Raw genomic sequence first — 13,239 nt, forward strand, 5'->3', positions numbered from 1 at the left:
CCCCCGGCGCCTCCCGCAGGGGGGCGGCGCGCCTGTTGCGCCTGGTCTCCTTTCGCGCTCTACTCGCTTGAAATGAAACGAGAGGGGCATTCATGACGCGTACCATCACCGGCCTTGCCACCGCGGCGGTCGCGCTCGCCACGGCCACCGCCGCCCCGGCGCAGACCCGGCCGGACCAGCGCGCCTTCTTCGATCTCTACAAGCAGCTCGTGGAGACCAATACCGTGGTGGGCGTCGGCAGCTGCACCCAGGCGGCGACGCAGATCGCGACGCGCCTGAAGGCGGCCGGCTATGCCGATGGCGACGTCACGCTGTTTTCCACCCCAGATCATCCGCAGGACGGCGGTGTCGTCGCGGTGCTGCGGGGCAGCGACCCGGCCGCCAAGCCGATGCTGCTGCTCGGCCATATCGACGTCGTCGCGGCCAAGCGCGAGGACTGGGTACGCGACCCGTTCAAGCTGATCGAGGAAGGCGGCTATTATTACGGCCGGGGTACCGTCGACGACAAGGCGATGGCGGCGGTGTGGGCGGATACGATGATCCGGCTGAAGCAGGCGGGCAAGCCGCCGCGCCGGACGATCAAGCTGGCGCTGACCTGCGGCGAGGAGACGACCTATGCCTTCAACGGCGCCGAATGGCTGGCGAAGACCAAACCGGACCTGATCGCCGCCGAATTCGCGCTCAACGAGGGCGGCGGCGGCCGCCTGACCGCCGACGGCAAGCGCGAGGTCCTGGCGATCCAGGTCGGCGAGAAGGCCGCGCAGAACTACACCTTCCTCGCCACCAATCCCGGCGGCCACAGCTCGCAGCCGGTGCCCGACAACGCGATCTACGAACTCGCGGACGCGGTGAAGGCGGTGCAGGGCTATGAATTCCCCATCCGCTTCACCGATACCACGCGCGCCTTCTTTACCGCCGCGGCGAAGCAGGCGGGCGGCGAGACGGGCGCGGCGATCACCCGTCTTCTCGCCAACCCCAATGACAAGGCGGCCGACGCGATCGTCAGCCGGGACAAGACCTTCCACTCGACGCTGCGCACCACCTGCGTCGCGACGCTGCTGAGTGCCGGCCATGCCGAAAACGCGCTGCCGCAGCGCGCCACCGCCAACATCAACTGCCGCATCTTCCCGGGCGAGACGGTCGACGGCACGCTGGCGACGCTACAGAAATTGGCGGGCGCCAAGGTCAAGGTGACGGCGAACCAGCCCGTCCGTCCCACCGCGATCCCGCCGACGCTCGACCCGAAGATCGTCGGGCCGGCGACCACGCTCGCCGCGAAATACTTCCCCGGCACCCCCGTCGTGCCGCTGATGTCGACGGGCGCGACCGACGGCATCTTCTTCGAGGCGATCGGCATCCCCGTCTATGGCGTGCCCGGCATGTTCATCGAGAAGGACGGCGGCGGCATCCACGGCCTCAACGAGAGGATCGGGGTCAAGTCGCTCTACGAAGGCCGCGACTATCTGTACGATCTGGTCAAGACCTACGCGGGGTAAGGGGGGGCACCCTCACCCTTCGCCGGCTGCTCCCCCTCCCGCCCGGAGAGGGAAGGGGCCTGCCGCAGAAGGCGGTGGGAAGGGTGAGGACCGGTACCGCGCAGATCCAGCCTTGCTGGATCGCAGACTAAACCGTCACCTGCTCGCCCAGCTCCAGCACCTTGCCCGGCGGGATGCGCAGGAATTCGGTCGGGTCGCTGGCGTTGCGCTGCAGGAACATGAACACGCGGTCCTGCCACAGCGGCATTCCCTGGTCCGCTTCCGGCTTCAGCGTGTTGCGGCCGATGAAGAAGCTCGTCTTCATCGCATCCAGCCCCTGCACCTCGGTGCGGGCGCCGACACCCAGGTCCGCCGGCACGTCCGGGCTCTCCATGAAGCCATAGGTCAGCACGACCACTTCGAAATTGTCGTCGAGCCGCTCGACCCTGGCGCGGTGTTCGGCGTCGACCACCGGCCGGTCCGCGGTGCGGATGCTGACCACCAGGTTGCGCGCGTGCAGCACCTTGTTGTGCTTGAGGTTGTGGAGCAGCGCACCGGGTGCGGCTTCCGGATTGCCGGTCAGGAACACGGCGGTGCCCGGCACGCGCTCGGGCGGCCGCTTCGCCAGCGCTGCGGCGAGATCGGCGAGGGGGATGCTCTGCCGCGCCTCGAACGCGCGCACGATGCCCTTGCCGCGTACCCAGGTGTAGATCAGGAAGCCGATCGCCGCCGCGATCGCGAGCGGCACCCAGCCGCCCTCGATCACGCGCAGGATGTTGGCGCCGAAGAAGATCGTGTCGAGCAGCAGGAACGGCAGGATGGCGGCGAGCGCCAGCGGCCGGCGCCAGCCCCAGACGTGGCGCGCGACCAGATAGCCCAGCAGCGTCGTCACCACCATCGTGCCGGTGACCGCGATGCCATAGGCGGCGGCCATGTCCGACGAGGTCTTGAACTGCAGGATCAGCACCAGCACGCCGGCCAGCAGCATCCAGTTGATCGCGGGCAGATAGATCTGCCCCGCGAAATCCGCGGACGTCTGGCGCAGGCGCATGCGCGGCAGCAGGCCGAGCTGCACCGCCTGCTGTGTCAGCGAGAAGGCGCCCGTGATCACCGCCTGGCTCGCGATGACGGTGGCGAGGCCGGCGAGCACGACCAGCGGCCCGCGCACGCTTTCCGGCGCCATCAGGTAGAACCAGTCCTGATTGGTGAACGTCTTGCCCGCGGCCTGCGCCGCCTCCAGCTTCGACAAAGCGAAGGCGCCCTGGCCGAGGTAGTTGAGCATCAGCGCGGGGAAGACGAGGAACAGCCAGGCGAGGCGGATCGGACGCTTGCCGAAATGCCCCATGTCGGCGGTCAGCGCCTCCGCGCCCGTCACCGTCAGGAACACCGCGCCCAGCACGAACAGGCCGACCGTGCCGTGCGTCGCGAGGAAGTGGATGCCATAGCTCGGCCACAGCACGCGGAAGATCGAGAGCTCGTCGGCGATATGCCAGATGCCAAGCCCCCCGATCACGACGAACCACACGACGCAGATTGGGCCGAACAGCGTCGCGACCATCGCCGTGCCGCGCGATTGGATGAAGAACAGCGCGATCAGGATGACGATCGTCAGCGCGCGTATCGTGCCCTCGTCGAAGATGTGCGCCGCGCTCGGTATGGTGCGCAGCCCCTCCATCGCCGACAGCACCGACAGCGACGGCGTGATGATCGCGTCGCCGTAGAAGAGGGACGCGCCGATCGCGCCCAGCACGATTGCGATGCGCGACCGCACGCCGATCGCCCGCCGGGCAAGCGCCGCGAGCGCGAGCACGCCGCCCTCGCCGTGATTGTCCGCCCGCATCAGGAACAGCACGTATTTGATCGTGACGATCAGCGTCAGCGTCCACAGCGCGAGGCTGAGCACGCCCAGGATCTCGGACGGGTCGATGCCGTCGGCGGCGGTCTGGCCCAGCGCCTCGCGGAACGCGTAGAGCGGGCTGGTGCCGATGTCGCCGAACACCACGCCGATCGCGCCCAGGATCAGGCCGGGCAGCGCGGGATGCGGATGGTGCGACGACGATAGGTCGTGCGACGTTGGTTGTTGAACGGTCGGTGGACCGGCGAGCGTGGACATGGCGCGCGACTTACCCCTGTAAAGAGCGCCCCTTGCGAAGGACGGCGCGCTTTACGCCTAATCCATGACAAGGCAAGTCTATTCGCATCGGCCACTTCAAGCGCTTGATTTGCCGGAGTCATGACGGCAAGGCGGCGGAATGGTTCCCTTTTCGTTCGGCGGTCATGATCTCGCCGCGCTTCGCGACGGCGCCCTGTGGTGGCCGGCGCGACGCGCGCTGCTCGTCGCGGACCTGCATTTCGAGAAGGCGAGCTGGTTCGCCATGCGCGGCCAGATGCTGCCGCCCTATGATTCGATCGCCACGCTGACCGAGCTCGCGCGTCTCGTCGCGGCGACGGGCGCAGTCGAATTGTGGTGCCTGGGCGACAGTTTCCACGACTCGGCCGGGTGCGAGCGGCTGCCGGCTGCCGCGCAGGCGCTGTTGCGCGACCTGACGGCGCGGCTCGCCTGGACCTGGATCACCGGCAACCACGATCCCGTGCTCGTCGATCGCTGTGGCGGCGACGTCGTCGAGGAGGCGATGGTCGAGGGCCTGGTCCTGCGCCACGAAGCGGCGCCGGACGAGCCGCGCCCCGAACTCTCGGGCCATTTCCATCCCAAGCTGCGCCTGCGGGTGCGCGGCAAGCAGGTCGCGCGCCGCTGCTTCGTCGCGACCGCGCGCAAGATCGTCCTGCCCGCCTTCGGCGCGCTGACCGGCGGCCTCGACGTCGACCATCCCGCGCTCACCGCGGCCGTGGGTCGCGGCGCGGAGGCGCTGGTGCCGGTCGACGACCGCTTGCTGCGCTTCCCGATCGCGGCCTGAGCGCCGCCCTTCGCGGACGGCTTGCCGCTCTCCCCCGAATCGGGGCATCCTGCCGCGGCATGTCCAGGGGTAAGAAGGCTATGACGACCGACCATGCACGACCGATACCCCGAAAGGTGCCGGCCGTGACGCTGACCTTCTGGATCATCAAGATCCTGGCGACGACGCTCGGCGAGACCGGCGGCGACGCGGTCAGCATGAGCTGGCTGGGCGAAACGACGCCCGCTGCCGGCGAGGGCGGCGTCAACGGCTATCTGGTCGGCTCCGCGATCTTCGGCGTGCTGCTGATCGGCCTCGCCGGGTTGCAGATCCGCGCGCGGCGGTTCCATCCCTGGCTGTACTGGGCGACGATCATCGCCTCGACGACCGCCGGCACGACGCTTGCCGATTTCGCGACGCGGTCGCTCGGCCTGGGCTATCCCGGCGGGTCGCTGCTGCTGCTCGCGCTCGTGCTGCTTTCGCTGTTCAGCTGGCATCGCGCGCTCGGTTCGGTGAACGTCGAGCGGATCGCGACGGCGCGGGCGGAGGTCTTCTACTGGGTGACCATCACCTTTTCGCAGACGCTGGGCACCGCGCTGGGCGACTGGGTGGCGGACGGGACGCTCGGCTATGCCGGTGCCGCCTTGCTGTTCGGCGCTGCGCTGGCGGTGCTGGCGCTGCTCTACGTCGCCACGCGCGTGTCGCGGGTGCTGCTGTTCTGGGCGGCGTTCATCCTGACCCGGCCGCTAGGCGCGACGGTCGGCGATTTCCTAGACAAGCCGATCGCGCGGGGCGGCCTGGACCTCAGCCGCCCGCTCGCGACGGCATTGCTGTCGGCGGCGATCGTCGCGCTCATCCTGATCACGCCGCAGCGCGCCGGCGATCATCCCGGGCGCTGACCGCGCCGCCCCGATCCAGCATCGCTGGACCGCACATCAGCGTGCCAGCGTGGGGAAGCCCGCCTTGAACGCCGCGACCTTCGGCTTGTCCCAGGCGACGATATAGGGGTGGTTCGGGTTACGGTCGTAGAAGTTCTGGTGATAGGCCTCGGCCGGGTAGAAGGCGCCCTGCTCGATCCGCGTGACGATTGGCTTGCCGAAGCTCTTCGCCTGGCCCAGCTGCGCGATATAGGCGCGGGCCACCGCCGCCTGCCGCGCATCCTGCGGGAAGATCGCGGAGCGGTAGCTCGGCCCGCTGTCCGGCCCCTGGCGATTGAGCTGCGTCGGATCGTGCGCGATCGAGAAATAGACGCGCAGCAGTGTCGCATAGCTGACCTCGCGCGGATCGAAGACGATCCGCACCGCCTCGGCGTGGCGCGTCGTCTCGGTCGAGACCTGCGGATAGCTCGCGTCGCCACGCGTCCCGCCGGCATAGCCCGCGGTCACGGTCTTCACGCCTTTCACGCGCTCGAACACCGCCTCCATTCCCCAGAAGCAGCCGCCGGCGAGGACCGCGGTCTGCGTGCCAGGCGTCGCCGGCACGTCGACGCGTGCCGCGGGGATCGGCACGGCGCGCTCGGCATGCGCGAAGCCGGCGGAGGCGAGGAGCAGGCCGCCTGCGGCAGCCACGGGCAGGAGCGTCTTGAGCATGGCGTCAAGATGGGCGGCGACCGCCGATTTACCAGAGGCCGCGACGCGCATCGTGCGTTATCGCACTGGGTGGACGGCGGCGGCCGGCGCGGGTTGCGACTGGTGCTGGGCGCTTGCCGGCTGCAGCGTCACCACGCCGACGGCACCGATCGCGAAGCCGCCGACGAACCGCCAGAAGAAATCGGACTTCACCAGCTTCTGCATGGTCTTGGACATCGTCTGTCACCTCTACGTCACCGGGGCGCGGTGTCGTCGCTGGCCCGGCCTTCACCGTGCGACATGGTCGCGCGGCATGTTGATCTCAATCGCGTTTATGGAAACGCACCGATGAACGACGCGTGGGCGCGCCGTTCATCGTGCAGCGATCTATGTTAATGATGTGCGCGCGGGGGCCTAGCGCAGGGCGGCGCAGGCCGCCTGGATGCGCGTGCAGGCCTCGCGCAGCAGATCGTCCGACGTCGCATAGCTGATCCGCATCGCCGGCGACAGGCCGAACGCGGCGCCCTGCACCGCCGCGACCTTGGCATCGTCGAGGAGGTAGCCGACGAAGTCCTCGTCGCTCGCGATCAGACGTCCGCCCGGCGTCGTCTTGCCGATGAGCGGCGCGAACGACGGATAGACGTAGAAGGCGCCCTCCGGCGTGGGGCAGGTCATGCCGTCGATCGCATTGAGCATGCCGACGACGAGGTCGCGCCGCGCCTGGAACGCCTGCGCGCGCTCCTTGAGGAAATCCTGCGGTCCGGTCAGCGCGGCGACGGCGGCCGCCTGCGCGATCGAACAGGGATTGCTGGTCGACTGCGACTGCAGCTTGGCGATCGCCTTGATCAGCCATGCCGCGCCGGCGGCGAACCCGATGCGCCAGCCCGTCATCGCATAGGCCTTGGAGCAGCCGTTCACCGTCAGCGTCCGGTCGTACAGCTCGGGGCAAACCTCGGCGATCGTCGCGAAGCGGAAGCCGTCATAGACGATATGCTCGTACATATCGTCCGCGAAGATCCACACGTGCGGATGCCGCGCCAGCACCTCGCCCAGCGCCTTCAGCTCGTCGACCGTGTAGGCCGCACCGGTCGGGTTCGACGGCGAGTTCAGGATCACCCATTTGGTGCGTTCCGTGATCGCGGCGTCCAGCGCCTCGGGGGTCAGCTTGTAGTTTGTCTCGGGCCCGGCGATCGCGATCACCGGCGTGCCGCCCGCGAACTGGACGACGTCCGGATAGCTCACCCAGTAAGGCGCGGGCACCACTACCTCGTCACCGGCATCCACCGTGGCGACGATCGCGTTGAACAAGGTGTGCTTGCCGCCGACGTTCACCGTCACCTGGTCGGGCGTGTAGGTCAGGTGGTTGTCGCGCGCGAACTTCGCGACGATGGCCTGCTTCAGCTCGATCGTGCCGTCGACGTTGGTGTATTTCGTCTTGCCGTCGCGGATCGCCTGGATGGCGGCCTCCTTGACGAAGTCGGGCGTATCGAAGTCAGGCTCGCCCGCGCCAAGGCCGATGACGTCGACACCGGCCCGCTTCAGCTCGAGCACGCGGCTGGTGATCGCGAGCGTGGGCGAGGGGCTGATGCGACCAAGCGCGGCAGAGGGCTTCATGACAGGGACTTTCGAGCTGGAAAGAGCGCGCGCGCCCTATAGCGACCCGGTGCCGTTTTCCGCAACCGCGAGAACCGCCGGAATCAGGCCGCGCACCGCGTTTCCGACAAAAAATTGCGCAGGGAGCAAGTCGATTGACACATCCTGCTCGATCGCCACGCCCGTTTCGATCAATTCGGCGCGCAATATGCCGGGCAGCAGGCCGCGGGATGATGGCGGGGTCAGCAGCAGGCCGTCGTCGCGCGGCACGAACAGCGAGGTGAAGCTTCCCTCCGTCAGCACCCCCTCGCTCGCGAACACGACCTCGTCCGTTCCCGCCGCACGCCGCGCGGCGTCGTAGAAGCCGCGGTCGCTCGTCTTGTGGCGCAACCGATAGTCGTGCGGCGCGACGGGCAGGGGTACGACGGCGACGCGTATCGGCGACGTCCGCGGCGCGGGAAGGGGAGCTACCTCAATTGCGAGCGCGCCGTCCCGGGCGAGCAGCAGCCGCACCTTCGCCGGTTGGCGCAACCGGAAGGTCGCCGCCTGCAGTTCGTTGCGTGCGGCGTGGCGGTCGAATGCGAAGCCCAGCGCCGACGCGCTCGTCTTCAGTCGCGCCAGATGCCGCTCCAGCAGCGCGATGCCGTCTTCCGGGTCGAACGCCATCGTCTCGATCAGGTCGACCGGGCGCTGCCCGGCCGTGACGAAGGCACCCTTGGCGAGGCATTCCGCCCATTCCGCGTCCGCGCGGCTGTCGGCGACGATGCCCGATCCAAGGCCCAGCGTCGCTGCGGCGGCGCCGTCGGCGACCTCCAGCGTCCGGATCGCGACGTTGAATGCCGCGTCCCCGCCGGCATCGATCCGCCCGATGCTCCCGGTATAGACGCCGCGCGCTTCCGTCTCGACCGCGGCGATCACGTCCATGCTGCGCAGCTTGGGCGCGCCGGTGATCGAACCGCAGGGAAACAGCGCCTCGAGCACGTCGACGGCGTCGCGCCCGGGTGCCAGCGTCGCGGTGACGGTCGAGGTCATCTGGTGAATCGTCGGATAGGTTTCGACCGCGAACAGCGTCGGCACCGCGACGCTGCCCGGCACTGCGACGCGCGACAGGTCGTTGCGCATCAGGTCGACGATCATCAGGTTCTCGGCGCGCTGCTTTTCGTCCCGGGCCAGCCGGTCCGCCGCCTCCGCGTCCGCAAGCGCCGTATCGCCGCGCGCGGCCGTGCCCTTCATCGGGCGGCAGGTCAGACGGTCGCCGTCCAGCGCGAAGAACATTTCGGGCGACAGCGACACGATCGTCCGTGCGCCCGTCGCCACCACCGCGCCATGGCCCGCCGCGGACCGGGCACGCAGCCGGGCGTAGAGCGCCAGCGGATCGCCCGCGACCGGCACGTCGGCGCGCAGCGTCAGGTTCGCCTGGTATATATCGCCCGCCGCGATCCAGTCGAGCACGCGTGCCAGCGCCGCGTCATAGGCGTCGCGGCCGATCCGCGGCACGGGCGGACCGGCATAGGCGCCCGCCGGATCGGGCAGCCAGGCCGCCGCGTCCACCGCCTGCCACGCCGCGAACAGTCCGAACCACAGCAGCGGCGCATCGCCGCCGTCGACTGCGTCGCGCTGCGGCGCGCGCGGCATCAGCGCGGCGCCGGCTTCATAGGTCAGATATCCCGCCGCATGCAGCCCCTGCGCCCGTGCCGCCCGCAACCGCGCCAGCGCGGGTGCCACCGCCGCCGTGTCCTTAGCCGAGACGATCGCGACCGGGTCGCGGTACAGGCGCGCCGCGCCGCCGGGGCGGGCATCGTCGAGCAGCACGAACGGAGCGGCGGTCATCGGCCCAGATGCGCAGGCGACGCGACTTCGCGCAAGCCGCGATTGCCGCGACCCGATGCGCGGCCTATCTCCTGCGGCGATGAACCAGCCTTCCCCCCTTCGCGCCGCGATCGTCCCCGTCACGCCGATCCAGCAGAATTGCACGTTGATCTGGTGCACGGAGACGATGAAGGCGGCGGTCGTCGATCCCGGCGGCGACCTGCCGCGGATCAAGGCGGCGATCGGCCAGGCGGGCATCACCGTCGAGAAGATCCTGCTCACCCACGGTCATATCGATCATGCCGGAGAGGCGAAGGCGCTTGCGCGCGATCTCGGCGTGCCGATCGAGGGGCCGCACGAGGCGGACCGCTTCTGGCTCGCGCGGCTCGACGAGGACGGCCGTACCTATGGCATCCGCGGCGAGGTGTTCGAGCCCGACCGCTGGCTGGTCGACGGCGACACCGTCACCGTCGGCAACCTGACGCTCGATGTCTACGAGACGCCGGGCCATACGCTCGGCCACGTCATCTTCCACCACGCGCCGTCGAGGTTCGCGCAGGTCGGCGACGTCCTGTTCCAGGGCTCTGTCGGGCGCAGCGACCTCGCCGGCGGCAACCACCAGCAGCTGATCGAATCGATCGTCACCAAGTTGTGGCCGCTGGGCGACGACACCGCCTTCATCCCCGGCCACGGCAATCCCAGCACCTTTGCGCACGAACGTGCGCACAACATGTTCGTCAGCGACCGCGCGCTCGCGGTGGAGTAGGCGCAGCGGCCATATCCCTCTCCCCGGCTGGCCTCCTTCCCCGGGTCTGATCGACGCGCCGAGCGACGGTCGTTCCCCAACGTCGCAGCGGCGGGCTTCCGCACTGCGTCAGCTGGCATGGTCGTGTGTGGGACTGCCAACCGCACCCGCGTCCGGCAGTCGGGGGCAGCTGTCGATGGTGGTCAAGGGGGCCGGGAACCTGCGGCACGCAGATCATCGTTCGCCCTGTGCTCCTCATCGGCAACGCAGCGGCTTTTCACGAGACTGGGGGGACGACGCTATAGACGACGCACGTCCCCCGGCGGGTCGCAATAGAAACCTGGCCAAGAAAAGCCTGGCTTAGGCTCTGGAGCCGGAACGGGAGGCGCCGAAAAGAACCGACTCGGCCTTTCCTACACGGTCCGAATCGGCTATGGTCATGCGATTGGCTCGACGCGGCGCGCTGTTTCTTATCGTCGTCGCGCTCCGGGCGTATGACTCGCGAACAGCGCGACCTTTGTGACTTTTCACAACGGGGGGTCGGAGCTTGCCCGGCGAATCCTCCCCGAACGCGCGGGCGGGTGAGACCGTCGGGCAATCCGGTGGGATAGGCGAATGCAATTTTCCGGGGGGTCTGCCGGTTGCCGGCGGGCAAAGCTTGCAACAATCGGCGAATTCGCTATAGGCCCGCGCTTCGCGATGCGCCCGGCTGTACGGCGGCGCCCAGCGACCGGCGGCGAGCGCGGGTCGTGCGGGCGGCGCCGGTCGTGCGTATCGGTTCGTCATTTGATCAAGAACAAGGTGCCGCAATGGCCGTCCCCAAGCGAAAGACCTCTCCCTCGAAGCGCGGCATGCGTCGTGGCCACGATTCGCTGTCGATCGAATCGTTCCAGGAATGCCCGAACTGCGGCGAGCTGAAGCGTCCCCACAATCTGTGCACCGCCTGCGGTCACTATAACGGTCGCGAGATCGTCTCGGTCGAGGGCTAAGCCCTCCACCTCACCTCTGGACAAGCGCTGAACATCATGCCCGACCAATCCTGGATCGCCGTCGATGCGATGGGCGGCGACGAGGGGCTGGCGGTGATGCTGGCCGGCGTCGCCCGCGCGCGCCGCCGCCACGAGGGCATGCGGTTCCTGCTGGTCGGGGACGAGTCCGCCATCGCCGAGGGGCTGAAGGAACATCCGAACCTTCGCCAGGCGAGCGAGATCGTCCACGCCGCCGATCAGATCGGCTCCAGCGAAAAGCCCAGCCAGGCGATCCGCCGCGCCAGGACGACGTCGATGGGCGTCGCGATCGATCTCGTGAAGCAGGGTCGGGCCGGTGCCGCGGTGTCCGCCGGCAATACCGGTGCGCTGATGGCGATGGCGAAGCTGGCGCTGCGCACGCTGCCGGGCATCGATCGTCCCGCGCTCGCCGCGCCGCTGCCCACGCTTGGCGACAATGACGTGATCATGCTCGACCTCGGGGCGAACACCGAGTGCGACGCGCGCAATCTCGTCCAGTTCGCGGTGATGGGCGCCGCCTATGCGCGCACCATCCTCGACCTCGAATCGCCCCGCGTCGCGTTGCTCAACATCGGCAGCGAGGACCAGAAGGGCACCGACGAGATCCGCGACGCCGCCGCGATCCTGCGGGGCGCCAACCACTTGCCCTTGACCTTCACCGGGTTCGTCGAGGGGGACCGGCTGGCTCGCGGTCATCACGACGTCATCGTCTGCGACGGCTTCGCCGGCAACATCGCGCTGAAGACCGCCGAGGGGACCGCCCGCTTCGTCGGCGACCTGCTCAAGCGCGCGTTCCGCAGCTCGGCGCGGTCGAAGATCGGCTTTCTGATCTCGCGCCCGGCGACCGAATTGCTGCGCGACCACCTCGACCCCAACAATCACAACGGCGCGGTCTTCCTCGGCCTGGGCGGGATCGTCGTGAAAAGCCACGGTGGCGCGAACGAGCTGGGCGTCGCCACCGCGATCGGCAATGCGGCCAAGATGGTCCGGGCCGACCTGACGCGGCGCATCGCCGACGACCTCGGTAATTTCGAAAAAGCCGCGTAAGGAAGCGTCATGATCCGTTCGGTCCTCCTCGGCACCGGCTCCGCGCTTCCGGCCCGCCAAGTCTCCAACCACGACCTCGCGCAGCAGATCGACACCAGCGACGAATGGATCGTCGAGCGGACGGGTATCCGCATGCGGCACATCGCGGGGCCGGACGAGACGACCGCGACGCTCGCCGCCGATGCCGCACGCGCCGCGCTCGCCGCGGCGGGCAGGGTGGCGCAGGACATCGACCTGATCGTGCTGGCGACGGCGACGCCGGATCAGACCTTCCCCGCCACCGCGACCAAGGTGCAGGCGATGCTCGGCATCGACGATTGCGTCGCCTTCGACGTCGCCGCGGTCTGCTCCGGCTTTCTCTATGCGGTGCAGGTCGCCGATGCGATGCTCCGCTCGGGCGTGCAGCGCCGCGCGCTGGTGATCGGCGCCGAAACCTTTAGCCGCATCCTCGATTGGGAGGACCGGACCACCGCCGTGCTGTTCGGCGATGGTGCCGGCGCGATCGTCCTCGAGGCGCAGGACAGCGCCGAGGGCGACGGCCGCGGCATCTTGGCGACCCGGCTGCACGCCGACGGGCGGCACAACGGACTGCTCTATGTCGACGGCGGACCGTCGACGACGGGCACCGTGGGCAAACTGCGGATGAAGGGGCGCGAGGTTTTTCGTCACGCCGTCGTCAACCTCGCCGCGGTGATGGACGAGGTGCTCGGCCTCGCCGGCCTGACCGCCGCCGACGTCGACTGGGTCGTGCCGCATCAGGCGAACGCGCGCATCCTCGACGCGACCAGCCGCAAGCTGGGCCTGCCGCCGGAGAAGGTGGTGGTGACGGTGGATCGGCACGCCAACACCTCCGCCGCCTCCGTCCCCCTCGCGCTCGACGTCGCGACGCGCGACGGCCGTATCAAAGCGGGACAGATCGTCGTGCTGGAGGCGATGGGCGGGGGTTTTACCTGGGGCGCCGCCGTCCTTCGCTATTGATGTTGATCAAATCCATGCCAGCGCGGTACCCTCAGGCAAACAAAGTCCCTTTCGGACACGTTTTTGGTGTTGTAAGCACGGCACCACATGGACGAACTGCAGAAGGCGGGGGCTGGAAGTGTT

The 13,239-nt window shown here is 68.8% G+C and carries 12 protein-coding genes; 7 read left to right on the plus strand and 5 right to left on the minus strand.

Annotated features, from left to right (window positions below; translation table 11 throughout):
* The first annotated feature begins 92 nt into the window (after positions 1 to 92).
* Entirely contained in the window at positions 93 to 1,496 is a 1,404-nt protein-coding gene (locus IQ292_RS04845) for a M20/M25/M40 family metallo-hydrolase (RefSeq protein WP_203309173.1), read from the plus strand.
* A 127-nt stretch (positions 1,497 to 1,623) separates the two neighbouring features.
* Here IQ292_RS04845 and IQ292_RS04850 read toward each other — a convergent pair whose 3' ends face one another.
* Positions 1,624 to 3,588 (minus strand): potassium transporter Kup, encoded by a 1,965-nt coding sequence (locus tag IQ292_RS04850; RefSeq protein WP_203309174.1) that lies wholly within the window; start codon positions 3,586 to 3,588, stop codon positions 1,624 to 1,626.
* A gap of 139 nt (positions 3,589 to 3,727) precedes the next feature.
* Here IQ292_RS04850 and pdeM point away from each other — a divergent pair, with 139 nt between their 5' ends.
* Positions 3,728 to 4,390, plus strand: coding sequence for a ligase-associated DNA damage response endonuclease PdeM (gene pdeM / locus IQ292_RS04855; RefSeq protein ID WP_203309175.1), 663 nt, complete (start codon positions 3,728 to 3,730; stop codon positions 4,388 to 4,390).
* 80 nt (positions 4,391 to 4,470) lie between these two features.
* On the plus strand, positions 4,471 to 5,268 hold the full coding sequence (locus IQ292_RS04860; RefSeq protein WP_203309176.1) for a COG4705 family protein: 798 nt from the start codon (positions 4,471 to 4,473) through the stop codon (positions 5,266 to 5,268).
* Between the two features lie 36 nt (positions 5,269 to 5,304).
* Here the strand turns inward: IQ292_RS04860 and msrA are convergent, their stop codons facing one another.
* From msrA to pabB, 4 genes are all read right to left on the minus strand, one after another.
* The gene (gene msrA, locus IQ292_RS04865) at positions 5,305 to 5,958 is read right to left on the minus strand and encodes a peptide-methionine (S)-S-oxide reductase MsrA (protein WP_203309177.1); all 654 of its coding nucleotides are present in this window, start codon (positions 5,956 to 5,958) and stop codon (positions 5,305 to 5,307) included.
* Between the two features lie 57 nt (positions 5,959 to 6,015).
* Entirely contained in the window at positions 6,016 to 6,174 is a 159-nt protein-coding gene (locus IQ292_RS04870) for a hypothetical protein (RefSeq protein ID WP_203309381.1), read from the minus strand.
* A gap of 177 nt (positions 6,175 to 6,351) precedes the next feature.
* The gene (locus IQ292_RS04875) at positions 6,352 to 7,551 is read right to left on the minus strand and encodes a pyridoxal phosphate-dependent aminotransferase (RefSeq protein ID WP_203309178.1); all 1,200 of its coding nucleotides are present in this window, start codon (positions 7,549 to 7,551) and stop codon (positions 6,352 to 6,354) included.
* Positions 7,552 to 7,587: 36 nt separating this feature from the next.
* Positions 7,588 to 9,360, minus strand: a complete 1,773-nt coding sequence (pabB, locus tag IQ292_RS04880; protein WP_203309179.1) for an aminodeoxychorismate synthase component I — start codon at positions 9,358 to 9,360, stop codon at positions 7,588 to 7,590.
* Between the two features lie 79 nt (positions 9,361 to 9,439).
* On the opposite strand from pabB, the gene IQ292_RS04885 reads away from it, so the two are divergent.
* From IQ292_RS04885 to IQ292_RS04900, 4 genes are all read left to right on the plus strand, one after another.
* On the plus strand, positions 9,440 to 10,105 hold the full coding sequence (locus IQ292_RS04885; protein ID WP_203309180.1) for an MBL fold metallo-hydrolase: 666 nt from the start codon (positions 9,440 to 9,442) through the stop codon (positions 10,103 to 10,105).
* Between the two features lie 788 nt (positions 10,106 to 10,893).
* The gene (gene rpmF / locus IQ292_RS04890) at positions 10,894 to 11,073 is read left to right on the plus strand and encodes a 50S ribosomal protein L32 (protein ID WP_198354171.1); all 180 of its coding nucleotides are present in this window, start codon (positions 10,894 to 10,896) and stop codon (positions 11,071 to 11,073) included.
* Between the two features lie 36 nt (positions 11,074 to 11,109).
* Positions 11,110 to 12,138, plus strand: coding sequence for a phosphate acyltransferase PlsX (plsX, locus tag IQ292_RS04895; RefSeq protein WP_203309181.1), 1,029 nt, complete (start codon positions 11,110 to 11,112; stop codon positions 12,136 to 12,138).
* Between the two features lie 9 nt (positions 12,139 to 12,147).
* Complete coding sequence (locus IQ292_RS04900) at positions 12,148 to 13,116, plus strand: beta-ketoacyl-ACP synthase III (protein WP_203309182.1); 969 nt, start codon at positions 12,148 to 12,150, stop codon at positions 13,114 to 13,116.
* Positions 13,117 to 13,239: the final 123 nt, after the last annotated feature.

This window comes from Sphingomonas beigongshangi (assembly GCF_016820445.1).
GTDB lineage: Bacteria > Pseudomonadota > Alphaproteobacteria > Sphingomonadales > Sphingomonadaceae > Sphingomonas > Sphingomonas beigongshangi.

Bases quoted from the DNA above. Each gene is read 5' to 3' on its own strand.
- IQ292_RS04845 (WP_203309173.1), top strand. From the start codon at position 93: ATGACGCGTACCATCACCGGCCTTGCCACCGCGGCGGTCGCGCTCGCC.
- IQ292_RS04850 (WP_203309174.1), bottom strand. From the start codon at position 3,588: ATGTCCACGCTCGCCGGTCCACCGACCGTTCAACAACCAACGTCGCAC.
- pdeM (WP_203309175.1), top strand. From the start codon at position 3,728: ATGGTTCCCTTTTCGTTCGGCGGTCATGATCTCGCCGCGCTTCGCGAC.
- IQ292_RS04860 (WP_203309176.1), top strand. From the start codon at position 4,471: ATGACGACCGACCATGCACGACCGATACCCCGAAAGGTGCCGGCCGTG.
- msrA (WP_203309177.1), bottom strand. From the start codon at position 5,958: ATGCTCAAGACGCTCCTGCCCGTGGCTGCCGCAGGCGGCCTGCTCCTC.
- IQ292_RS04870 (WP_203309381.1), bottom strand. From the start codon at position 6,174: ATGTCCAAGACCATGCAGAAGCTGGTGAAGTCCGATTTCTTCTGGCGG.
- IQ292_RS04875 (WP_203309178.1), bottom strand. From the start codon at position 7,551: ATGAAGCCCTCTGCCGCGCTTGGTCGCATCAGCCCCTCGCCCACGCTC.
- pabB (WP_203309179.1), bottom strand. From the start codon at position 9,360: ATGACCGCCGCTCCGTTCGTGCTGCTCGACGATGCCCGCCCCGGCGGC.
- IQ292_RS04885 (WP_203309180.1), top strand. From the start codon at position 9,440: ATGAACCAGCCTTCCCCCCTTCGCGCCGCGATCGTCCCCGTCACGCCG.
- rpmF (WP_198354171.1), top strand. From the start codon at position 10,894: ATGGCCGTCCCCAAGCGAAAGACCTCTCCCTCGAAGCGCGGCATGCGT.
- plsX (WP_203309181.1), top strand. From the start codon at position 11,110: ATGCCCGACCAATCCTGGATCGCCGTCGATGCGATGGGCGGCGACGAG.
- IQ292_RS04900 (WP_203309182.1), top strand. From the start codon at position 12,148: ATGATCCGTTCGGTCCTCCTCGGCACCGGCTCCGCGCTTCCGGCCCGC.